The sequence below is a fragment of the Pseudomonas vlassakiae genome, assembly GCF_014269035.2.
Taxonomy (GTDB): domain Bacteria; phylum Pseudomonadota; class Gammaproteobacteria; order Pseudomonadales; family Pseudomonadaceae; genus Aquipseudomonas; species Aquipseudomonas vlassakiae.
The window spans coordinates 86,698-106,963 of the sequence record NZ_JABWRP020000010.1 but is presented as its reverse complement, the minus strand read 5'-3'; the positions used below and the strand labels follow the sequence as shown (position 1 = coordinate 106,963).

Genomic DNA, 20,266 nt, shown 5'->3' with positions numbered 1-20,266 from the left:
ATTCCCCCCCGCCCCATCTAAGCACCATAGTCATTCACGCAGGTGCCCCATGAGCGACCAGCAGGATTTCCCGGAACAACCCGACGAACACAGCGCAATCGAACAGCCTGACACCAAGGCCGGTATCGGCCACGCCCTCGCCCTGCCCGGCCAGCAGTTGCCGGACAAGGTCTACGTGATCCCGATCCACAACCGCCCGTTCTTCCCCGCACAAGTGCTGCCGGTGATCGTCAATGAAGAACCCTGGGCCGAAACCCTCGACCTGGTGGCCAAGACCGAACACCATTCGCTGGCACTGTTCTTCATGGACACCCCGCCGGAAGACCACCGCCATTTCGACACCTCGGCCCTGCCGGAGTACGGCACCCTGGTCAAGGTTCATCACGCCAGCCGCGAAAACGGCAAGTTACAGTTCGTCGCCCAGGGGCTGACCCGGGTGCGCATCCGCACCTGGCTCAAGCATCATCGCCCGCCGTACCTGGTCGAGCTCGAATACCCGCGCCAGCCAGCCGAACCGACCGACGAGGTCAAGGCCTACGGCATGGCTCTGATCAACGCGATCAAGGAGCTGCTGCCGCTCAACCCGCTGTACAGCGAAGAGCTCAAGAACTACCTCAATCGCTTCAGCCCCAACGACCCGTCGCCACTCACCGACTTTGCCGCTGCACTCACCTCCGCCACTGGCAACCAGCTGCAGGAAGTGCTCGACTGCGTGCCCATGCTCAAGCGCATGGAAAAAGTCTTGCCGATGTTGCGCAAGGAAGTGGAAGTCGCGCGCCTGCAAAACGAGATTTCCGCCGAGGTCAACCGGCAGATCGGCGAGCACCAGCGTGAGTTCTTCCTCAAGGAACAGCTCAAGGTCATCCAGCAGGAGCTGGGCCTGACCAAGGACGATCGCAGCGCCGACCTCGAGCAGTTCGAGCAGCGGCTTGCCGGCAAGACCCTGCCCGAGCAGGCGAAAAAGCGCATCGATGAAGAAATGGGCAAGCTGGCCATCCTCGAGACCGGTTCGCCCGAATACGCGGTCACCCGCAATTATCTGGAATGGGCCACCGCCCTGCCCTGGGGGCTGTACGGCAAGGACAAACTCGACCTCAAGCATGCGCGCAAAGTGCTCGACCAGCACCATGCTGGCCTGGACGATATCAAGGAGCGCATCCTCGAATTCCTCGCCGTTGGCGCCTGGAAGGGCGAGATCAGCGGTTCGATCGTGCTGCTGGTGGGCCCGCCCGGGGTGGGCAAGACCAGCATCGGCAAGTCCATCGCCGAATCCCTCGGCCGGCCGTTCTACCGCTTCAGCGTCGGCGGCATGCGCGACGAGGCCGAGATCAAGGGCCATCGCCGCACCTACATCGGCGCCCAGCCGGGCAAGCTGGTGCAGGCGCTGAAGGAAGTCGAGGTGATGAATCCGGTGATCATGCTCGACGAGATCGACAAGATGGGCCAGAGCTACCAAGGCGACCCAGCCTCGGCGTTGCTGGAAACCCTCGACCCGGAGCAGAACGTCGATTTCCTCGACCATTACCTTGACCTGCGCCTGGACCTGTCCAAGGTGCTGTTCGTGTGCACCGCCAACACCCTCGACTCGATCCCCGGGCCACTGCTCGACCGCATGGAAGTGATCCGCCTGTCCGGCTACATCACCGAAGAGAAGATGGCCATTGCCAAGCGCCACCTGTGGCCCAAGCAGCTGGAAAAGGCCGGTGTGGCCAAGACCAGCCTGAGCATCAGCGACAGCGCCCTGCGCACGGTGATCGAGGGCTATGCCCGGGAAGCTGGCGTGCGCCAGCTGGAGAAACAGCTGGGCAAGCTGGTGCGCAAGGCCGTGGTCAAGCTGCTGGACGACCCGGACGCCAAGCTCAAGATTGGCAACAAGGACCTCGAGGCCGCCCTGGGCATGCCGGTGTTCCGCAGCGAGCAGGTATTGGCTGGCAAAGGTGTGATCACCGGCCTTGCCTGGACCAGCATGGGCGGTGCGACCCTGCCGATCGAGGCGACACGCATCCACACCCTGAACCGCGGCTTCAAGCTCACCGGCAAGCTGGGTGATGTGATGAAAGAATCCGCTGAAATCGCCTACAGCTATGTCAGTTCCAACCTTAAACAGTTTGGCGGTGACCCCGGCTTCTTCAACGAAGCGTTCATTCACCTGCATGTGCCCGAAGGTGCGACGCCCAAGGATGGCCCGAGCGCCGGCATCACCATGGCCAGCGCGCTGTTGTCGCTGGCCCGCGACCAGGCGCCGAAGAAAGGCGTGGCCATGACTGGCGAGCTCACCCTCACCGGCCAGGTGCTGCCGATCGGTGGCGTGCGCGAGAAGGTGATCGCGGCGCGGCGGCAGAAAATCTTCGAGCTGATCCTGCCGGAACCGAACCGCGGCGACTTCGAAGAACTGCCGGACTACCTGCGCGAAGGCCTGACCGTGCATTTCGCCAAGCGCTTCTCCGACGTGGCCAAAGTCCTGTTCTGACCTGCACCGGCCTGTTCGCGGGCAAGCCCGCTCCTACAGGTGCAGCACAGCTTTCAAGCCCTGTGCTGTACCTGCAGGAGCGGCTTTAGCCGCGAAGAGGTCGGCTCTGGCAACACAAAATCGCTCGATCATCAGGTATCCTCAGGCCATCGCCAGCCTCCGGAGCCACCATGACCGCCCCTCGTCTGCTCGTTCCCCTGAGCCTCGCCCTGCTCGCCGCCTGCGCCCAACAGCCGAAGCAAACCGTCGAACTGGACGCCGAAAGCGAATGCCCCAAGCGCCTGCAGGTCGGCCAGAACCTCACCCTGACGCTGCCCAGCAACCCCACCACCGGCTACCGCTGGCTGGTACAGAATCCGGCCTCCAACGTGCTGCACAGCCTGGGCCCCGAGGTCTACAGTGCCCCCGAGGACGCCGGTATCGTCGGCAGCTCGGGCATTTCGACCTGGCGTTACCAGGCCCGCGCCGCCGGTGAAGGCCACCTGGTGCTGGTCTACCAGCAGCCCTGGGCGCCAGAAGTGCGCCCGGTACAGACCTTCGATTGCGCCATCCGGGTCAACTAAACGCAAAGCGCTGGTCAGCCAACCATGCATCCACGTCGCGGTTTGGCTAGAATGCCGGCCCTGCATATCGCCAGCCGCCTGGATTCACCGTGAGCAAACAACCCGACCGCCTTTTCGCCCAACCCCTGGAGCAAGTCCCCGACTTCGTGTTCAACGAAGATGTGGTGCGTGTGTTCCCGGACATGATCAAGCGCTCGGTGCCCGGTTACCCGACCATCGTCGAAAACCTCGGCGTGCTGGCCGCGCGCTTCGCCCAGCCGAACACTGCACTGTACGATCTGGGCGCCTCGCTGGGTGCCGTCAGCCAGTCGCTGCGCCGCCATGTGCGCAGCGACGGTTGCCGGGTGATCGCGGTGGACAATTCCGCCGCCATGGTCGAACGTTGCCGCCAGTACCTCACCGCCCAGGACTCGATGTTCCAGGAACTGCTGCCGGTCGACGTGCTGGAAGCCGATATCCTCACCCTGCCCTTGGAACCTGCTTCGGTGGTGGCAATGAACTTCACCCTGCAGTTCATCGCCCCTGAACAACGCCTGGCGCTGCTCAGCCGGATCCGCCAGGCGCTGCTGCCCGGCGGTGCGCTGATCCTCTCGGAGAAATTGCGATTCGCCGATGACCAAGAGCAGACCCTGCTCAACGAACTGCACCTGGACTTCAAGCGGGCCAATGGCTACAGCGAACTGGAAATCGCCCAGAAGCGCAGCGCCATCGAGAACGTGATGAAGCCCGACACCCTGCAAGCGCATCAGGAACGCCTGCACGCGGCCGGTTTCACCAAGGTGGTGCCGTGGTTCCAATGCCTCAATTTTGCCTCGCTGATAGCCCTGCCATGATCGATCTGTCCCCCCTCGTCCGCCGCCTGGCGGGCACGCCCCTGGCTTCCTGGTCCCAGGGCCTGCAAGCACAATTGCAAGCCAAGCTGGAAAAAGGCCACGGCGACCTCGACCGCTGGCGCGGCGCGCTGGATGCGCTGCCGGCCCTGCAGCCCAGCGAAATCGACCTGGCTGATGGCCTGCGCCTGGATTGCGAGTGCGATGACGCCACCCGGGCGCAGATGCGCCAGGCACTGATGGGCCTGTCGCCTTGGCGCAAGGGGCCGTTCGACCTGTTCGGCGTGCATGTCGACACCGAGTGGCGCTCGGACTGGAAGTGGTCGCGGGTCGGCCCGCACCTCGACCTCAAGGGCAAGCGCGTGCTCGACGTTGGCTGCGGCAACGGCTATTACCAGTGGCGCATGCTCGGTGCTGGTGCCGACATGGTCATCGGCGTCGACCCCAACTGGCTGTTCTTCTGCCAGTTCCAGGCCGTGCAGCGATACCTGCCCGACCTGCCCGCCTGGCACCTGCCGTTCGCCCTGGAAGAGCTGCCGGCCAACCTCGAAGGCTTCGACACCGTGTTCTCCATGGGCGTGTTCTACCACCGCCGCTCGCCCATCGAGCACCTGCTGGCGCTCAAGGACTGCCTGGTCAAAGGCGGCGAACTGGTGCTGGAAACCCTGGTGATCGAGGGCGACGAGAACCAGGTACTGGTGCCCGAAGACCGTTATGCGCAGATGCGCAACGTCTGGTACCTGCCATCGGTACCGGCCCTGGCGCGCTGGTTGCGCCGCGCCGGATTCAGCGAGGTGCGCTGCGTGGACGTGAGCGTTACCAGCATCGAGGAGCAGCGCAGCACCGAATGGATGCGCTACCAGTCGCTGGGCGATTTCCTCGACCCCAACGACCTCAGCAAGACCATCGAAGGCCTGCCCGCCCCACGCCGCGCCACCCTGTTGGCGCGCAAATAAAAAAGGCGTCCATGTGGACGCCCGAATCACAGCCGTGCCGGAGAGCAGCGCCGGCGCAGCTGCCGTTGCCTCAGTCCTTGGCCACCTCGCGGGCCTTCTCCTGCGCCTTGCGCTCGCGCTCGGCGATGGTCTGTTGCGTGTCGCCGTGCAGGCGCTCCTGGTCCTGGCGGAACGCTTGCCAGAACTGCCTGGAACGTTCGCCGCCGCCTTCGGCGTAGGCGCTGGCAGCGCCCAGGGCGAGGGTCGCCAGCAACAGGTATCGGGTCAGGTTCATCATGCTTGCCTCGTTGATAAGCGATCAGACGGGGCCATCGTATCCTCGGGCAGCTAACGGCAAGGTGAGGCGCGCATTACAGTCTTGCAATGAGGCCTTGGCAGACAGGCAGATAACACCAGGATTACAAATCCGTTATCTACGCCGCTGGGCCATTTGCATGCCGTAACATCCAGCGGCTTGACCCTGAAGCCCCTACAGGCTTGAGAATCCTGCCCTTTCCAGCCATACCGAGCCCACCCATGCGCCTGCTGATCATCGAGGACGAACTGCGTACCGCCGACTACCTGCAACAAGGCCTGCGTGAAAACGGCTACGTGGTCGACTGCGCCCACACCGGCACCGACGGCCTGCACCTGGCGCGCCAGCAGCCTTACGAGCTGATCATCCTCGACGTCAACCTGCCCGAGCTCGATGGCTGGACGGTGCTGCAGCGTCTGCGCGCCGAATCGGCCACGCGGATCATGATGCTGACGGCCCATGGCCGCTTGTCCGACCGGGTCAAAGGCCTGGACCTGGGCGCAGATGACTACCTGCTCAAACCGTTCGAATTCCCCGAATTGCTGGCACGTATCCGCAGCCTGCTGCGGCGTAACGATCAACAACTGCAACCGAGCACACTGCGCGTCGCCGACCTTGAGCTCGACCCCGGCCGCCACCGCGCCTACCGCGCCGGCAAACGCATCGACCTGACCGCCAAGGAATTCGCCCTGCTCCACCTGCTGATGCGCCAGAGCGGCGAGGTGCTGTCGCGCACGCAGATCATCTCGCTGGTGTGGGACATGAATTTCGACTGCGATACCAATGTGGTCGAGGTTTCGATCCGCCGCCTGCGGGCGAAGATCGACGATCCGTTCGAAGACAAGCTGATCCACACCTTGCGCGGCGTCGGCTACGTACTGGAGGCCCGTGTGTGAAGTACGCCAGCCTGTCCCTGCGCCTGGGCCTGAGTGTGACCCTGATGGGCGCCGCGCTGGTACTGCTGCTCGCCTGCCTGGCGGTGTTCGCCCTCGACCACGAACTGGACAGCCGCGCCCGCAGGGACCTCGCGCGCAAGATGTTGCAGGTGGAACATAACCTGCGGGTCGACCTGCGCAGCGAAGACCTTGGCAGCCGCGCCCACCCGTTGCTCGACCTGGTGATGGGCCACGACAATCTCAGCCTCAGCATTCTGGCCCTTGAGGGGCGCCACCCGCACCTGCTCAGCCTCGGCCCGGCGCTTGAGTCCCGGGTGGGCGAATTGCATACCGATGCACGGCTGAACTACCACGAATGGCGTGACAGCAGCGGTAATCAGATCCTTACCGCCACCCGGGAGATGCGCCTGCGCGACGACACCCCGGTGCGGGTGATGATGTCGCTCAACCGCGCCGACGACCATGCCCTGCTGCAAGCCTACCTGCACTCGACGCTGCTGGCCCTGCCACTGCTGCTGCTGTTGATCGGCGCTGGCGCCTGGTGGCTCGTGCAACGCGGCTTGCAGCCGCTGCGCCACTTCCGTCGCATCGCCGGCAAGGTCTCCGCCCAAGACCTGCAACACCGCCTGCCCGCGACCGGCTTACCGCTGGAGCTGGCAGAGCTGGCGCGCAGCATCAACGTGATGCTCGATCGCCTGGACCAAGGTGTGCGCCAGCTTTCGCAGTTTTCCGATGACCTGGCCCACGAACTGCGCACCCCGCTGAGCAACCTGATGGGCAAGGCCCAGGTCACCCTGGCCCGTGAACGTGATGGCGAACACTACCGGGAAGTGCTGGAAGACAGTGTCGAAGAGCTGACCCGGCTCAACCGCATCATCAACGACATGCTGTTCCTCGCCCAGGTCAGCCAACCCCAGGCGCAGGTGGCGCTCAAGCCACTGGCGCTGGCGGACGAAGCGGCGCAGGTGAGCGAGCTGTTTGCCTTCAGTGCCGAACTGAAGAACATCGAGCTGCGCTTGCAGGGCTGGGGGACGGCGCTGGCGGACCGTCTGATGTTCCAGCGGGCGCTGTCGAACCTGTTGAGTAATGCCATTCGCCATGGGCCTGAAGGACAGGCGGTGAAACTGGGTATCGAGCGGCAAGGCAGTGAGGTACGGGTGTGGGTGGAGAACCAGGGGCCGGGGATTGCCGAAGAACATTGGCCGCAGTTGTTCGAGCGCTTTTACCGGGTGGGCTCGGGGCGTTCACGCCTGGAAGGCGGGACGGGGTTGGGGCTGGCGATCGTCAAGTCGATCATGCAGTTGCATGGGGGGCGGGTCGAAGTGAACAGCAAGCTACCCGGGCCGACCCGGTTTAGCCTGGTCTTTCAAGCGCTATAGCGGGTTACCTGTGCCGGCTTCTTCGCGGGTTTACCCACGAAGAGGCCGTTACAGGCAGCCGATGAATCAGCGCGAAGCCGCGACGATCAGCGCCTTCATCTCCGCCACAGCGGCCTTGAAGCCAACGAACAGTGCATGCGCCACCAGCGCGTGGCCGATGTTCAGCTCATTGATGCCCTTGATTGCCGCCACCGCCTCGACGTTATGGTAATGCAGGCCATGGCCGGCATTGACGATCAGCCCCTGGCCCACGCCAAACGCCACGCCATCGACGATGCGCTGCAGTTCCTCGGCCACTTCGGTCGGGGTCTGTGCATCGGCATAACGCCCGGTGTGCAACTCGATAGCCGGCGCACCGACACGGCGCGAAGCCTCGATCTGCCGCTCGTCGGCATCGATGAACAGCGACACTTCAGCACCGGTACGCGACAAGCGCTCAACCGCCGCCTTGATCCGCGCCTCCTGGCCGGCCACGTCCAGGCCACCTTCGGTGGTCAGCTCCTGACGGGTCTCTGGAACCAGGCAGATATGCGCCGGGCGGATCTTCTCGGCAAAGGCCATCATCTCTTCAGTGACGCCCATTTCGAAGTTCATGCGCGTCTGCAGCACGTCCTTGAGCAGCAGCACGTCGCGCTCCTGGATATGCCGACGGTCTTCGCGCAGGTGCACGGTAATGCCATCGGCGCCCGCTTCCTCGGCATCCAACGCAGCCTTGACCGGGTCCGGATAGCGGGTACCGCGGGCCTGGCGCAGGGTTGCCACGTGGTCGATGTTGACGCCGAGAAGCATGCGGTTGCTGTGAGTCACGAAAGGCTCTCCTGAGGATTGAGCCACACAGCATACGACGTGCTCAGCGCTTGCGAAACAGTTCCCGGCTGACCAACGGTTTTGCCCCCAGGTGTACTGCCAGGGCCTGACGCATCAGGCGCTTGGCCGCCAGCAGGGCGCCGGGGGCGTCCCAGTCGGCCTGGGCCAGGGCCAGCAGCTCGGTGCCGTTGAACAGGCCAGGCTGAACCAGGTACACCCGCTCCAGGCCGGCATCGACCCGCAGCCGGTACAGGCCGTCGGCTTCGATCAGGTCGTCGTTGACGTCGTGGTGGAGCGAAAAGGCGTAGCCCAAGTCCTCCAGCAGCCGCCACTCAAAGGCGCGCAGCAAGGGTTCCAGCGACCTTCCTGCCGCCAGCGCCTGAAGGGTCAGCGCGTAATGCTCGAACAGTTCGGGTTGCGGTGCCTCGGCAGGCAGCAGGCGCATCAGCAGTTCATTCAGGTAGAGGCCGCTGAACAGCGCGTCGCCGTGCAGCCACGCCGCTATATCGACCGTGTCCAGGCGACTGACGTTCTTCAGCTCACCTTTGCCGAACAGCTCCACCTCCAGCGGAACGAACGGCCGCACCAGGCTGCCACCTTTGCCGCGCGCCCGGCGCAGCACGGCGCGCACGCGGCCTTGCGGCGTGAAGAAGTCGACCAGTGCACTGGTTTCCTTGTAGGGGCGACTGTGCAGGACGTAGGCCGGCTGGCCGACAGGTTGATCCATGTGAGATCTCTACTGGTCACAAACAACTGTGGGAGCGGGTTCGACGCCTCGATAAACCCGCTCCCACAGAGCAACCTGAGCAGTCCGGTGGAATTACAGGTCGCCGTAGCCCAGCGAACGCAGGGCGCGTTCGTCATCGGACCAGCCGCCTTTGACCTTGACCCAGAGGTTGAGCATGACCTTGGAGTCGAACAGCACCTCCATGTCCTTGCGCGCCTCGGAGCCGATGCGCTTGATCCGCTCGCCCTTGTCACCAATGATGATCTTCTTCTGGCCATCACGCTCGACCAGGATCAGTGCATGGATGTGCAGCACGTGGCCCTGCTGCTTGAACTCTTCGATCTCCACGGTGATCTGGTACGGCAGTTCGGCGCCCAGCTGGCGCATGATCTTCTCACGCACCAGTTCGGCGGCGAGGAAACGGCTGCTGCGGTCGGTGATCTGGTCTTCCGGGAAGAAATGATCGTTTTCCGGCAGGTGCTTGGCGATCTGGGCTTCCAGCGCGTCCAGGTTGTGGCCCTGCTGCGCGGAAATCGGCATCACTTCGGCGTTCGGCAGTTGTTCCTGCAGCCACTGCAGGTGCGGGATCAATTCGGCCTTCTCTTCCATGCGGTCGGTCTTGTTGACAGCGATGATCAGCGGGCCGGTCACGTACTGCACGCGCTCAAGCACCAGTTGGTCCTCGTCGGTCCACTTGGTGCGGTCGACCACGAAGATCACCACGTCGACGTCCTTGAGGGCCGCCGAGGCGTTGCGGTTCATGTAGCGGTTCAAGGCCTTGTCGTTGGCCTTGTGCATGCCCGGGGTATCGACATAGATCGCCTGCACGTCACCCTCGGTCTTGATACCGAGCATGTTGTGGCGTGTGGTCTGCGGCTTGCGCGAGGTGATCGCCAGCTTCTGGCCGAGGATGTGGTTCAGCAAGGTCGACTTGCCCACGTTCGGGCGGCCGACGATGGCCACGTAACCGCAGCGGGTCGGATTGTTATCAGTCATTGCCATTCTCCACGCCCAGGGCGATCAGTGCAGCAGCGGCGGCGACCTGCTCGGCGATACGCCGGCTGACGCCCTGGCCACGGCTCTTGTTGTTCAGCAGCACCACTTCGCATTCGACGAAGAAGGTGCGGCAGTGCGGTTCGCCCTGGATGTCGACCACCTCGTAACGCGGCAGCTCGCAGCTGCGCGATTGCAGGAACTCCTGCAGGCGGGTTTTCGGGTCCTTGTTGGTGTCGACCAGGGTCAGGCCTTCGAACTCGTCGGTCAGCCAGGCAAGAACACGCTCGCGTGCGGTCTGCATGTCCGCGTCCAGGTAGATGGCGCCGATCAGCGCCTCCAGGGCATCAGCCAGGATCGACTCGCGGCGGAAGCCACCGCTCTTGAGCTCACCCGAGCCCAGGCGCAGGTAATCACCCAAATCGAAGCCACGGGCCAGGCGGGCCAGGGTCTCGCCCTTGACCAGGCGGGCGCGAAGACGCGACAACTGGCCTTCACGGGCCTGTGGAAAGCGCTCGAACAGCGCCTCGCCGGCGACGAAGTTGAGAATGGCGTCACCGAGAAATTCCAGGCGCTCGTTGTTGCGCCCGGCATAGCTGCGGTGAGTCAGGGCCAGCAGCATCTGCTCCTGGTTCTTGAAGGTGTAGCCGAGCTTGCGCTCGAGACGGGCAAGGGAAGCACTCATGCAGCCACCCGTTGGTTGTTCAACGCGTTGTTCAAATCAACATCCTGAAAGACTGTTTGGCTGTGGTCCGTCGCGGCGAGCGGCGAATCTCTCGTTCCTTGAGAACACAGCCTATGTCAGAAATGCATTCGGCGCTGTCTGCAGGACAGCGCCGAAGGGTATCAATGGATCAGGCCGACCCGCGACAGGTTGGGCAAGTGGCTGAGCTTGGGCTCTGGCCAGCTCATCCAGACCGCAAAGGCCTTGCCGACGATGTTCCGGTCCGGAACCATGCCGTGCAGCGCTTGAGGGATTTTCGGGTCGTCCCAGTAGCGGCTGTCGTTGGAGTTGTCGCGGTTGTCGCCCATCATGAAGTAATGGCCGGCCGGCACGGTCCATTGCTGGTCCGGCGGCATGCGATAACGGGTCATTTCCTTGCGGATCAGGTGCTCGGCTTCGCCCAGTTTTTCCTTGTACAGCTCGGCGCTGCCAAGGGTACCCGGCTCGGCACCGACCAGCTGCTCGGCGATCGGCTGGCCGTTGACGAACAGCCGCTTGTCGCTGGTGTAGCTGATCTTGTCGCCCGGCAGGCCGACCACACGCTTGATGTAGTTGACGTTCGGGTCGCTCGGGTAGCGGAACACCATCACATCGCCGCGTTGCGGGTCACCCACCTCGATGACCTTCTTGTCGATCACCGGCAGGCGGATGCCATAGGAGAACTTGTTCACCAGGATGAAATCGCCCACTTCCAGGGTCGGCTTCATCGACCCTGAAGGGATCTGGAACGGCTCGACCAGGAACGAGCGCAGCACCAGCACGATGAACAGCACCGGGAAGAACGACTTGCCGTATTCGACCAGCAGCGGCTCTTTGCTCAGGCGCTCGACCACCGCCATTTCTGGTTGGGTGACGCTGCCCTGGTAGTTGGCGATCGCTGCCCGCCGGCGCGGAGCCAGGAACAGCAGATCGATCAAGCCCAGCAGACCGCAGACAAAGACGGCGATGACTAGCAACAGCGGGAAATTTAGCGACATAGGACCTAGCTATCCAACCTGAGCACGGCGAGGAAGGCTTCCTGTGGAATCTCCACATTGCCCACCTGTTTCATGCGTTTCTTACCGGCCTTCTGCTTCTCCAGCAGTTTCTTCTTACGGCTGACGTCACCACCGTAGCACTTGGCCAGTACGTTCTTTCTGAGCGCCTTGACGGTCGTCCGCGCGATGATCTGGCCGCCAATGGCCGCCTGGATCGCTACGTCGAACATCTGCCGAGGGATCAGCTCCTTCATCTTCTCGGTCAACGCACGGCCCTTGTAGGCCGCGTTGTCGCGGTGCACGATCAATGCCAGGGCATCGACCTTGTCGCCGTTGATCAACACATCCAGCTTGACCAGGTTGGCCGACTGGTAGCGATCGAAATGATAGTCCAGCGAAGCATAGCCGCGGCTGGTCGACTTCAGGCGGTCGAAGAAGTCCAGTACCACTTCGTTCATCGGCATGTCGTACCGCACTTGCACCTGGCTGCCGAGGAACTGCATGTCGCGCTGCACGCCACGCTTCTCGATGCACAGGGTGATGACGTTGCCCAGGTGCTCCTGCGGCACCAGGATGGTCGCGGTGACGATCGGCTCGCGGAAATCGGCGACGGACGAGACATCCGGCAGCTTCGACGGGTTGTCGACGACGATGGTTTCGCCGGTCTTGAGTTCGAGCTCGTAGATCACGCTTGGCGCGGTGGTGATCAGGTCCAGGTCGTATTCGCGCTCCAGGCGCTCCTGGATGATCTCCATGTGCAGCATGCCGAGGAAGCCGCAACGGAAGCCGAAGCCCAGGGCGTCGGAGCTTTCCGGCATGTACTGCAGCGACGAGTCGTTGAGGGTCAGCTTCTGCAGGGCATCGCGGAAGTCCTCGAAATCGTCGGAGCTGACCGGGAACAGGCCGGCATACACCTGCGGCTGGATCTTCTTGAAGCCTGGCAGCACTTCGACCTCTGGGGTCGCGGACAGGGTGAGGGTGTCACCGACCGGCGCGCCGTGAATGTCCTTGATGCTGGCAATGATGAAGCCTACTTCACCGGCCTTCAGGTCGGCGGTCTGGGTGTGCTTCGGGGTGAACACACCGACGCTGTCGACCAGGTGCACCTTGCCGGTGGACTTGACCAGGATCTTGTCACCCTTCTTGACGCGGCCGTGGCGCACACGCACCAGCGAGACCACGCCCAGGTAGTTGTCGAACCAGGAGTCGATGATCAGCGCCTGGAGTGGCGCTTCAATATCACCTTCCGGCGCAGGGATGGTCTGTACCAGACGCTCCAGCACCTCGTCCACGCCCATGCCGCTCTTGGCGCTGCAGGCTACGGCGTCGGTGGCGTCGATGCCGATGATCTTCTCGATCTCGTCCTTGACGCGGTCCGGATCGGCCTGGGGCAGGTCCATCTTGTTCAGCACCGGCATGACTTCCAGGCCTTGCTCGATGGCGGTGTAGCAGTTGGCCACCGACTGGGCTTCGACGCCCTGACCGGCGTCGACCACCAGCAGCGCACCTTCACAGGCTGCCAGCGAACGCGAGACTTCATAGGTGAAGTCGACGTGGCCTGGGGTATCGATGAAGTTCAGCTGGTAGACCTTGCCGTCCTGCGCCTTGTAGTTGAGCGTGACGCTGTGGGCCTTGATGGTGATACCGCGCTCGCGCTCCAGGTCCATGGAATCCAGGACCTGGGCCTCCATTTCGCGCGCCGACAGGCCACCGCACATTTGAATGAAACGGTCGGCCAGCGTCGACTTGCCATGGTCGATGTGGGCGATGATGGAGAAATTGCGGATATGACTCAAATCACTCACGGGTCAACACTCGGAAAAGGCTGCGAGCCGGACGCCCGCCGAAAAATAGCCGGGAATTGTACCTTAAGCTGCTGGGATATGGGAGATTCCTCTATCGGACTGTACACAGCATTCGTGCCTGCAATTGTGAACTTTCATGAAAAAGGGCAGCCGAAGCTGCCCTTTCCTACGCCCGAGCCCGCTTATTCAGCGAGTTTGAAGGTGATAAAGCTGGCACGGCCCTGACGCAGCACGCGCATCGACACCGAACGGTTCTTCGGCAGGTCCTTGGCAATTTCAGTGAACTGCTTGGCCGACACCACCGCCTGGTTGTTCAGGTGGCTGATGACATCGCCCGGACGCAGACCGATCATCGCCGCCGGGCCGTCCTGAACTTCCTTGATGACCACGCCACCCTTGAGCTCAAGGGTCTTCTTCTGTTCGGCGGTGAGGTCCGACACGGACACGCCCAGGCGGTTGCTGTTGCGCTCGGCGCCGCCTTCAGGGCCGGTACCGGCGCCGATGTCGGCATCGTCATCCGGCATCGGGCCGACGGCGACGTCCAGGGTCTGGCGCTTGCCGTTGCGGATGATTTCGAGCTTGGCTTTCTCGCCATCCTTCAGGCTGCCGACCAGGTGTGGCAAATCGGCCGACATGACGATCGGCTGGCCGTTCATGCTGAGGATCACGTCACCCACCTGCAGGCCGCCCTTGGCTGCCGGGCCGTTTTCCAGCACCTGCGCCACCAGGGCGCCGGCCGGCTTGTCGAGGCCGAACGATTCAGCCAGGTCCTTGTTGACCTCCTGGATCACCACGCCCAGCCAGCCACGGCTGACCTTGCCGTCTTTCTTCAGCTGATTGGAGACATCGAGGGCCACGTCGATCGGGATGGCAAAGGACAAGCCCATGAAGCCACCGGAACGGGTGAAGATCTGCGAGTTGATACCGACCACCTCGCCCTTCATGTTGAACAGCGGGCCACCGGAGTTACCCGGGTTGATCGCCACGTCGGTCTGGATGAACGGCACATAGGTGTCGTTGGGCAGGGTCCGGCCCTTGGCGCTGACGATGCCTTTGGTCACCGAGTGGTCGAAGCCGAACGGCGAACCGATGGCCAGCACCCACTCACCGACCTTGAGCTTCTCGGAGTCACCCAGCTTGACGGTCGGCAGGTTCTTGCCCTCGACCTTGAGCAGGGCCACGTCGGTGCGCGGATCGGTGCCGATCAGCTTGGCTTGCAGCTCGCTGCGGTCAGACAGGCGGACGATGATCTCGTCGGCATCGGCGACCACATGGTTGTTGGTCAGTACATAACCATCGCTGGAGATGATGAAGCCCGAGCCCAGCGACATGGCCTCGCGCTGGCGGTCACCGCGCGGCGAACGTGGCTGCTGTGGCATGTTGCGTTCGAAGAACTCGCGGAACATCGGCGGCAGGCCTTCGAGGTCCGGCATTTGCCCGGAGGCGACACGGTCCGGCAGTTTCTGCTTGGTGCTGATGTTGACCACGGCCGGCGAGGCCTGCTCGACCAGGGTGGTGAAGTCCGGCAGGGCTTCATCGGCCTGGGCAGTGAGCACCTGGCCGAGCATCAGCACGGCGGCGAACATCGTTAGGTAGGATTTCAAACGTGGTATTGACATACGGCTCCCGTCACAACGAGCGGTAGTTGGAAATAGCCCTGCACAAAGCAGCAAAGGCCAGACTCCTAGAAGCCTGACCTATAAAAAATTTGCCGAAGGATTGCAAATGACAATGCTTTAATTTCATTTCAGCCGCGTGTCCGTTCGCCTTTGCATTGCCCTTGATCCGGCCCGCAAAAGCGCGCCGTCACTGGCGCGCCTGGGCATCCTGAGGCCGCATCGACAGCGCGATACGTTCCGCCGTACCCAGCGGTATTTCGCCCACCACGGTGACCTGAACCTTGCCCTTGGGCGTGTTCAGTCGCCGGGAAACGGCCGAAGTCGGGCCAAGCTGGGTGCGTACATCGGCACCGGCGTCATCCTTCACGGGTTCGAGGAACACCGAGAAACGGGCCAGGCCATCGTCATACATCAGGCTGCTGATCGAACTGTTGCGCTCCGGGTCGCGGCGTACCGTGCTGTTGATCAGTTCGAAGCCCGGCGGCAGCCAGTCGGAGCGCCAACCGCCAACCGCCTCGCGGGTGCTGCCGGCCACATGCTCGACAGGCTTGCACGCAGCGCTGGCTTGCAGCTCCTGGTCGGTAGGCAAGTCGTCGGTGTCCAGGCGGGTCATCTGGAAGCGCTCGAGCAACTGGCCTTTGTCATTGAGCATCAATGAGCGCAGTGGCAAGCCGGTACGGCGGTCCAGATGGAGTTCGAATGCGTAGCGGTGCTGGTCACGCGGTGTCAGTGTGACAATCACCGCGTCACGGTCAGCGACCCGAGACTTGCCCGCCACACTGAGGTCATACCAGCTCATCAGTTTCAAAGGATCGAGCGAGCGCTGCGCAGCATCGGGAGGGTTGCCCACCCCGCTTGCCAAGGCCCCACTGACGCACTGCACCCTACCGTCCACGCGCACGATTTCCTGGGCGGAGCCATCGAGCTGCAGAAGCCGCTCACTGACCTTGCCGTCCTGAACGCGATGCCAGATATCGTGGGAAGAGAAGCTGCCGTTACGTTCGTAGACGAAGGAGCCTTGGTAGCTCTGTTTTTGCTCGGCCTGTGCCAGCTTGTTCAACCATTCGCTCGCCTCGGGCGAGGAGTTGGCTGCCAACGCTGGCACCGTCATGCAGCTGCCTAACAGCAGCGACAGGAGAGGTAGCGCGCGCATGATCCTCCTTACTTAGCGGTTTTCCAGGCTGGCGGCGCGGGCGTACGGCAATGCGGTTTCAGTGCCCTTGAGCGCGGATTCCTGCGCATGCTGGCGCAGATAGCCTGGCAGACGCTGATCCCAGCCGGCCTGGTTCTGCAGCACGCCGTTGGCCATCGGCCCGGTCGGTTGCTCACTGCTTTCACTATAGCCTGCCAAAACAGCCGGGCCCTGACTTTGTGGCAGGCTCAGGCCTTGCTGCGCAGGCTGCTGGGCAGCCAGCTCGGCGCCGGTGATCTCGTCCTGGTTGTACATGCGCACACCCGCCAGCACCGCTACGGTGACCGAGGCAGCGACGGCCAGGCGGCCAAGGCTGCGCCACGGGCCCTGCTTGACCTTGGCCGGCACGGCTTCATCAGCCAGCGCGGCGGAGACCGCCGAGGCGATATCCAGCTTTGGCAGCAACAGCTCCTTGTGCATCGCTGCGCGGGCTATCTGGTAACGCGACCAGGTGGCACGGGTTTCGGAATCGTCGACGGCATTCAACACCCGACGTAATTCCAGTTCGTCCGCTTCGTTATCCATAACCGCGGACAGCGATTCCTGCAAAGCTTCACGACTCATGGCGGTTCCTCTCTTGGCTGTCGCCGCTGTCTCAGGTTTCCTGCAACAACGGCTGCAGGGCTTTGTCTATGGCCTCCCGAGCGCGGAAGATTCGAGAGCGCACGGTACCCACCGGACATTGCATGACGCTGGCAATGTCTTCGTAACTCAACCCGTCGAACTCACGCAGGGTCAATGCCGTGCGCAAATCTTCGGGCAGTTGCTGGATGGTGCGATGGACAGTGCCTTCGATTTCATCCCGCAACAACGAGCGCTCTGGGGACTCGAGATCCTTGAGACCATGATCGCCGTCGTAAAACTCCGCATCCTCGGAGCTCACATCGCTGTCTGGTGGCCGTCTTCCACGGGACACCAGGTAGTTCTTCGCCGTGTTGATGGCGATGCGGTACAGCCAGGTATAAAACGCACTGTCACCGCGGAAATTGCCAAGCGCACGGTAGGCCTTGATAAAGGCTTCCTGCGCCACATCCTGGGCCTCGTGGGTGTCGTGAACGAACCGCACGATCAACCCTAGAATCTTGTGCTGATACTTCAGCACCAACAGATCGAACGCTCGCCTGTCTCCGCGCTGCACGCGCTCGACAAGCTGCTGATCCTCTTCCTGGGTTAGCATGAACACTCCTCAGTGAACTCGAAGGAGCGTTGCCACAGCCTTTGTTCAGGCTTGCAACCATAGACTCGGGCTTTGCGCAAAAGTTCTCCCCTCCAAGCAAGTTTCCTGCGGCCCTTGGTCGGCTCGCACGGAAGACGCGGCACGGTCACGGCCCGCTGCGTCGATAATCAGGATTCGAATACGCAGGTGTCAGCCCGTATAGAGCTGCCGCCCCGCGTCGCCGCGGCAAATTATGGCGTGCGGGCAGCCTTCATAGGATTTCCGGCCGTATCGGAAAGTTCCCACAAAGATTGACACAACGCCCGTAGTGGCATGGAAATTGGCTACCGCAGGCTGCTATAAAGGCACCCCGGCCAGTATTCACGATAGTTTCACATTGCCATCTGCACGTGACTATTGTGCCGCGCCCTTTCCAAAGATTACTAGTGTCCCGACATGAGCCAACAATTCCAACATGATGTCCTGGTGATCGGCAGCGGCGCAGCCGGTCTCAGCCTGGCACTGAACCTCCCCGGCCATCTGCGCATTGCCGTGCTGAGCAAGGGCGACCTGGCCAACGGCTCGACCTTCTGGGCCCAGGGCGGGGTCGCCGCCGTACTCGACGACACCGACACCGTGCAGTCGCATGTCGAAGATACGCTCAATGCCGGTGGTGGCCTGTGCCACGAAGAGGCTGTGCGCTTTACCGTCGAGCACAGCCGTGAAGCCATCGAATGGCTGATCGAGCAAGGTGTACCGTTTACCCGGGACGAACACTACAGCGTCGATGATGGCGGTTTCGAATTCCACTTGACCCGTGAAGGCGGCCACAGCCACCGACGCATCATTCACGCTGCCGACGCCACCGGCGCGGCAATTTTCACCACGCTGCTGGAGCAAGCCCGCAAGCGCCCGAACATCGAGCTGCTGGAGCAGCGCGTGGCGGTCGACCTGATCACCGAGCGCCGCCTGGGCCTGGCGGGTGACCGATGCCTGGGGGCTTACGTCCTGAACCGCAGCAGCGGAGAAGTCGACACCTTCGGCGCGCGCTTCACCGTGCTTGCCACGGGAGGCGCAGCCAAGGTCTACCTTTATACCAGCAACCCTGACGGCGCCTGCGGCGATGGCATTGCCATGGCCTGGCGCGCCGGCTGTCGGGTGGCGAACCTGGAGTTCAACCAGTTCCACCCGACCTGCCTGTACCACCCCCAGGCCAAGAGTTTCCTGATCACCGAAGCCCTGCGTGGCGAAGGTGCGCTGTTGCGCCTGCCCAATGGCGAGCGTTTCATGCCGCGCTTCGATCCGCGTGAAGAGCTGGCACCGCGCGATATCGTCGCCCGCGCCATCGACCACGAAATGAAGCGGCTGGGCGTCGACTGTGTCTACCTGGACATCACCCACAAGCCGGCCGATTTCATCAAGGGCCACTTCCCCACCGTCTATGAGCGCTGCCTGGGCTTCGGCATCGACATCACCCGCCAGCCGATCCCGGTGGTGCCGGCGGCCCATTACACCTGTGGCGGGGTCATGGTCGATGAGCGTGGCCACACCGATGTCCCTGGCCTGTACGCCATCGGCGAAACCAGCTTCACCGGCCTGCATGGTGCCAACCGCATGGCCAGCAACTCGCTGCTGGAGTGCTTTGTCTATGGCCGTGCCGCAGCGGCGGACATCGAGGCGCATCTGGATCAGATCGCCATGCCCAGGGCCCTGCCCTGCTGGGATGCCAGCCAGGTCACCGACTCCGACGAGGACGTGATCATCGCGCACAACTGGGACGAGCTGCGGCGCTTCATGTGGGACTACGTGGGTATCGTGCGCACCAGCAAACGCCTGCAGCGCGCCGAGCACCGGGTTCGCCTGCTGCTCGACGAGATCGACGAGTTCTACAGCAACTACAAGGTCAGCCGCGACCTGATCGAACTGCGCAACCTGGCCCAGGTAGCCGAGCTGATGATTCGCTCGGCAATGCAGCGCAAGGAAAGCCGCGGGCTGCACTACACCCTGGATTACCCGGGGATGCTGCCCGAGGCCAAGGACACCATCCTCAGCCCGGCCTGAACAAGGCGTCGAACCTGCGCCGGCTGAACTTCAGCCTCACCCGCAAACGTCGGTGCAGGTCAGCATCCAAGGCATCCCGTGGCACGCACTGGCTCTCGCCAAGCCAGTGCCCGGCCCTGACGAACCGCAACACCACCAGCCCCGGCAGCGCCACGCTGTCCCGACACAAGGCCACCGGCTGCCAGCCCAGCGCCCGGCTGAACACCTGCCAGCCCGACGCATCGCGACGCAAACCGGTAACGGCACGGGGATCAGTCAGCAGAATGCGGCGGGGAATCACCCAGCAAGCGTGGGCGATACAAGTAGCAAGCATGCATAAGCCAAGCCACCAGGGCAGCGCGCTCAGCCACAAGACCAGCAGCGCCAGCACCTGGCAACCCAGGTAGGCCGCCAGCAACAGGCGCGAGCCTCGCCAGCGACACTGGAAACACTCACTTGGGCTGGACACGATCCAGAATGATACGGACCATGCGCTGCAGCTCAGGGTCTTCCGACTCGGTGCGCTCCATGAACCAGCCGAACATGTCCTGATCTTCACAGCTCAACAGGCGGACATAAAGTTCGCGGTCGGCTTCGCTCAGGGTCGGGTAGACCTCCTGGGTGAATGGCACCAGCAGTACGTCCAGTTCCAGCATGCCGCGGCGGCTGTGCCAGAAAAGCCGGTTGAGTTCAGTTTGTTCGACCATGGGGCCCTCCTCGAATGGTCGCGCAGTATACCGCGCACTGATCGAAGCGGCACAGGGCGTTGGTCTAGTCACCTACCTATTTTGTTACTGGCGTTCTATGATGGCCGCCAGTCTTTAGCCACCGCGATGA

General features: G+C 62.9%; 20 protein-coding genes. 7 read left to right on the top strand and 13 right to left on the bottom strand.

Annotated elements, in window-relative coordinates; all coding sequences use genetic code 11:
- Nucleotides 1–49 precede the first annotated feature (49 nt).
- From lon to cmoB, 4 genes are all read left to right on the top strand, one after another.
- The gene (lon, locus tag HU738_RS14810) at nucleotides 50–2,470 is read left to right on the top strand and encodes an endopeptidase La (protein WP_186601339.1); all 2,421 of its coding nucleotides are present in this window, start codon (nucleotides 50–52) and stop codon (nucleotides 2,468–2,470) included.
- Nucleotides 2,471–2,640: 170 nt separating this feature from the next.
- Nucleotides 2,641–3,033, top strand: a complete 393-nt coding sequence (locus tag HU738_RS14805; RefSeq protein ID WP_099815623.1) for a protease inhibitor I42 family protein — start codon at nucleotides 2,641–2,643, stop codon at nucleotides 3,031–3,033.
- An 89-nt stretch (nucleotides 3,034–3,122) separates the two neighbouring features.
- A complete protein-coding gene (cmoA, locus tag HU738_RS14800) occupies nucleotides 3,123–3,866 on the top strand; it encodes a carboxy-S-adenosyl-L-methionine synthase CmoA (protein ID WP_186601338.1) in 744 nt (247 codons plus the stop codon).
- On the top strand, nucleotides 3,863–4,819 hold the full coding sequence (gene cmoB, locus HU738_RS14795) for a tRNA 5-methoxyuridine(34)/uridine 5-oxyacetic acid(34) synthase CmoB (protein ID WP_186601337.1): 957 nt from the start codon (nucleotides 3,863–3,865) through the stop codon (nucleotides 4,817–4,819). Before cmoA ends, cmoB begins: the two co-directional genes overlap by 4 nt.
- 70 nt (nucleotides 4,820–4,889) lie before the next feature.
- On the opposite strand, the gene HU738_RS14790 is transcribed toward cmoB, so the two are convergent.
- A complete protein-coding gene (locus HU738_RS14790; RefSeq protein WP_176506046.1) occupies nucleotides 4,890–5,093 on the bottom strand; it encodes a hypothetical protein in 204 nt (67 codons plus the stop codon).
- A gap of 242 nt (nucleotides 5,094–5,335) precedes the next feature.
- On the opposite strand from HU738_RS14790, the gene HU738_RS14785 reads away from it, so the two are divergent.
- On the top strand, nucleotides 5,336–6,010 hold the full coding sequence (locus HU738_RS14785) for a heavy metal response regulator transcription factor (RefSeq protein ID WP_054884998.1): 675 nt from the start codon (nucleotides 5,336–5,338) through the stop codon (nucleotides 6,008–6,010).
- Nucleotides 6,007–7,389, top strand: coding sequence for a heavy metal sensor histidine kinase (locus tag HU738_RS14780; protein WP_186601336.1), 1,383 nt, complete (start codon nucleotides 6,007–6,009; stop codon nucleotides 7,387–7,389). The genes HU738_RS14785 and HU738_RS14780 overlap by 4 nt, the downstream gene beginning before the upstream one ends.
- A gap of 66 nt (nucleotides 7,390–7,455) precedes the next feature.
- Here HU738_RS14780 and pdxJ read toward each other — a convergent pair whose 3' ends face one another.
- From pdxJ to rpoE, 10 genes are all read right to left on the bottom strand, one after another.
- Nucleotides 7,456–8,178 carry a pyridoxine 5'-phosphate synthase gene (gene pdxJ, locus HU738_RS14775; RefSeq protein ID WP_189660492.1) on the bottom strand — a complete coding sequence of 241 codons (723 nt, stop codon included), beginning with the start codon at nucleotides 8,176–8,178 and terminating at the stop codon, nucleotides 7,456–7,458.
- Between the two features lie 61 nt (nucleotides 8,179–8,239).
- Nucleotides 8,240–8,923, bottom strand: a complete 684-nt coding sequence (gene recO, locus HU738_RS14770) for a DNA repair protein RecO (protein WP_186601335.1) — start codon at nucleotides 8,921–8,923, stop codon at nucleotides 8,240–8,242.
- A gap of 93 nt (nucleotides 8,924–9,016) precedes the next feature.
- Nucleotides 9,017–9,919: a GTPase Era gene (era, locus tag HU738_RS14765; RefSeq protein ID WP_012273926.1), complete on the bottom strand. Its 903-nt coding sequence runs from the start codon at nucleotides 9,917–9,919 to the stop codon at nucleotides 9,017–9,019.
- Nucleotides 9,912–10,601 (bottom strand): ribonuclease III, encoded by a 690-nt coding sequence (gene rnc, locus HU738_RS14760; RefSeq protein WP_027917873.1) that lies wholly within the window; start codon nucleotides 10,599–10,601, stop codon nucleotides 9,912–9,914. Before rnc ends, era begins: the two co-directional genes overlap by 8 nt.
- 161 nt (nucleotides 10,602–10,762) lie before the next feature.
- Nucleotides 10,763–11,617, bottom strand: coding sequence for a signal peptidase I (gene lepB / locus HU738_RS14755; protein ID WP_152954572.1), 855 nt, complete (start codon nucleotides 11,615–11,617; stop codon nucleotides 10,763–10,765).
- 5 nt (nucleotides 11,618–11,622) lie between these two features.
- A complete protein-coding gene (gene lepA / locus HU738_RS14750) occupies nucleotides 11,623–13,422 on the bottom strand; it encodes a translation elongation factor 4 (RefSeq protein WP_176505995.1) in 1,800 nt (599 codons plus the stop codon).
- A 182-nt stretch (nucleotides 13,423–13,604) separates the two neighbouring features.
- A complete protein-coding gene (locus tag HU738_RS14745) occupies nucleotides 13,605–15,008 on the bottom strand; it encodes a DegQ family serine endoprotease (protein WP_437182030.1) in 1,404 nt (467 codons plus the stop codon).
- A 220-nt stretch (nucleotides 15,009–15,228) separates the two neighbouring features.
- Entirely contained in the window at nucleotides 15,229–16,194 is a 966-nt protein-coding gene (locus HU738_RS14740) for a MucB/RseB C-terminal domain-containing protein (protein ID WP_186601333.1), read from the bottom strand.
- Nucleotides 16,195–16,206: 12 nt separating this feature from the next.
- Nucleotides 16,207–16,797, bottom strand: coding sequence for a sigma-E factor negative regulatory protein (locus tag HU738_RS14735; RefSeq protein ID WP_186601332.1), 591 nt, complete (start codon nucleotides 16,795–16,797; stop codon nucleotides 16,207–16,209).
- Nucleotides 16,798–16,828: 31 nt separating this feature from the next.
- The gene (gene rpoE, locus HU738_RS14730) at nucleotides 16,829–17,410 is read right to left on the bottom strand and encodes an RNA polymerase sigma factor RpoE/AlgU (protein ID WP_003252049.1); all 582 of its coding nucleotides are present in this window, start codon (nucleotides 17,408–17,410) and stop codon (nucleotides 16,829–16,831) included.
- 435 nt (nucleotides 17,411–17,845) lie between these two features.
- Here rpoE and nadB point away from each other — a divergent pair, with 435 nt between their 5' ends.
- The gene (gene nadB, locus HU738_RS14725) at nucleotides 17,846–19,450 is read left to right on the top strand and encodes an L-aspartate oxidase (protein ID WP_186601331.1); all 1,605 of its coding nucleotides are present in this window, start codon (nucleotides 17,846–17,848) and stop codon (nucleotides 19,448–19,450) included.
- On the opposite strand, the gene HU738_RS14720 is transcribed toward nadB, so the two are convergent.
- Nucleotides 19,437–19,898, bottom strand: coding sequence for a protein YgfX (locus HU738_RS14720; protein ID WP_186601330.1), 462 nt, complete (start codon nucleotides 19,896–19,898; stop codon nucleotides 19,437–19,439). The two genes, nadB and HU738_RS14720, sit on opposite strands and share 14 nt — an antisense overlap.
- The gene (locus HU738_RS14715) at nucleotides 19,882–20,136 is read right to left on the bottom strand and encodes an FAD assembly factor SdhE (RefSeq protein WP_008094993.1); all 255 of its coding nucleotides are present in this window, start codon (nucleotides 20,134–20,136) and stop codon (nucleotides 19,882–19,884) included. The genes HU738_RS14720 and HU738_RS14715 overlap by 17 nt, the downstream gene beginning before the upstream one ends.
- Nucleotides 20,137–20,266 lie beyond the last annotated feature (130 nt).

What these genes read in the sequence shown, in the direction of transcription:
- lon (WP_186601339.1), top strand. Translation starts at nt 50, where the DNA reads ATGAGCGACCAGCAGGATTTCCCGGAACAACCCGACGAACACAGCGCA.
- HU738_RS14805 (WP_099815623.1), top strand. Translation starts at nt 2,641, where the DNA reads ATGACCGCCCCTCGTCTGCTCGTTCCCCTGAGCCTCGCCCTGCTCGCC.
- cmoB (WP_186601337.1), top strand. Translation starts at nt 3,863, where the DNA reads ATGATCGATCTGTCCCCCCTCGTCCGCCGCCTGGCGGGCACGCCCCTG.
- HU738_RS14790 (WP_176506046.1), bottom strand. Translation starts at nt 5,093, where the DNA reads ATGAACCTGACCCGATACCTGTTGCTGGCGACCCTCGCCCTGGGCGCT.
- HU738_RS14785 (WP_054884998.1), top strand. Translation starts at nt 5,336, where the DNA reads ATGCGCCTGCTGATCATCGAGGACGAACTGCGTACCGCCGACTACCTG.
- pdxJ (WP_189660492.1), bottom strand. Translation starts at nt 8,178, where the DNA reads ATGCTTCTCGGCGTCAACATCGACCACGTGGCAACCCTGCGCCAGGCC.
- recO (WP_186601335.1), bottom strand. Translation starts at nt 8,923, where the DNA reads ATGGATCAACCTGTCGGCCAGCCGGCCTACGTCCTGCACAGTCGCCCC.
- era (WP_012273926.1), bottom strand. Translation starts at nt 9,919, where the DNA reads ATGACTGATAACAATCCGACCCGCTGCGGTTACGTGGCCATCGTCGGC.
- rnc (WP_027917873.1), bottom strand. Translation starts at nt 10,601, where the DNA reads ATGAGTGCTTCCCTTGCCCGTCTCGAGCGCAAGCTCGGCTACACCTTC.
- lepB (WP_152954572.1), bottom strand. Translation starts at nt 11,617, where the DNA reads ATGTCGCTAAATTTCCCGCTGTTGCTAGTCATCGCCGTCTTTGTCTGC.
- HU738_RS14745 (WP_437182030.1), bottom strand. Translation starts at nt 15,008, where the DNA reads ATGTTCGCCGCCGTGCTGATGCTCGGCCAGGTGCTCACTGCCCAGGCC.
- HU738_RS14740 (WP_186601333.1), bottom strand. Translation starts at nt 16,194, where the DNA reads ATGCGCGCGCTACCTCTCCTGTCGCTGCTGTTAGGCAGCTGCATGACG.
- HU738_RS14735 (WP_186601332.1), bottom strand. Translation starts at nt 16,797, where the DNA reads ATGAGTCGTGAAGCTTTGCAGGAATCGCTGTCCGCGGTTATGGATAAC.
- rpoE (WP_003252049.1), bottom strand. Translation starts at nt 17,410, where the DNA reads ATGCTAACCCAGGAAGAGGATCAGCAGCTTGTCGAGCGCGTGCAGCGC.
- nadB (WP_186601331.1), top strand. Translation starts at nt 17,846, where the DNA reads ATGAGCCAACAATTCCAACATGATGTCCTGGTGATCGGCAGCGGCGCA.
- HU738_RS14715 (WP_008094993.1), bottom strand. Translation starts at nt 20,136, where the DNA reads ATGGTCGAACAAACTGAACTCAACCGGCTTTTCTGGCACAGCCGCCGC.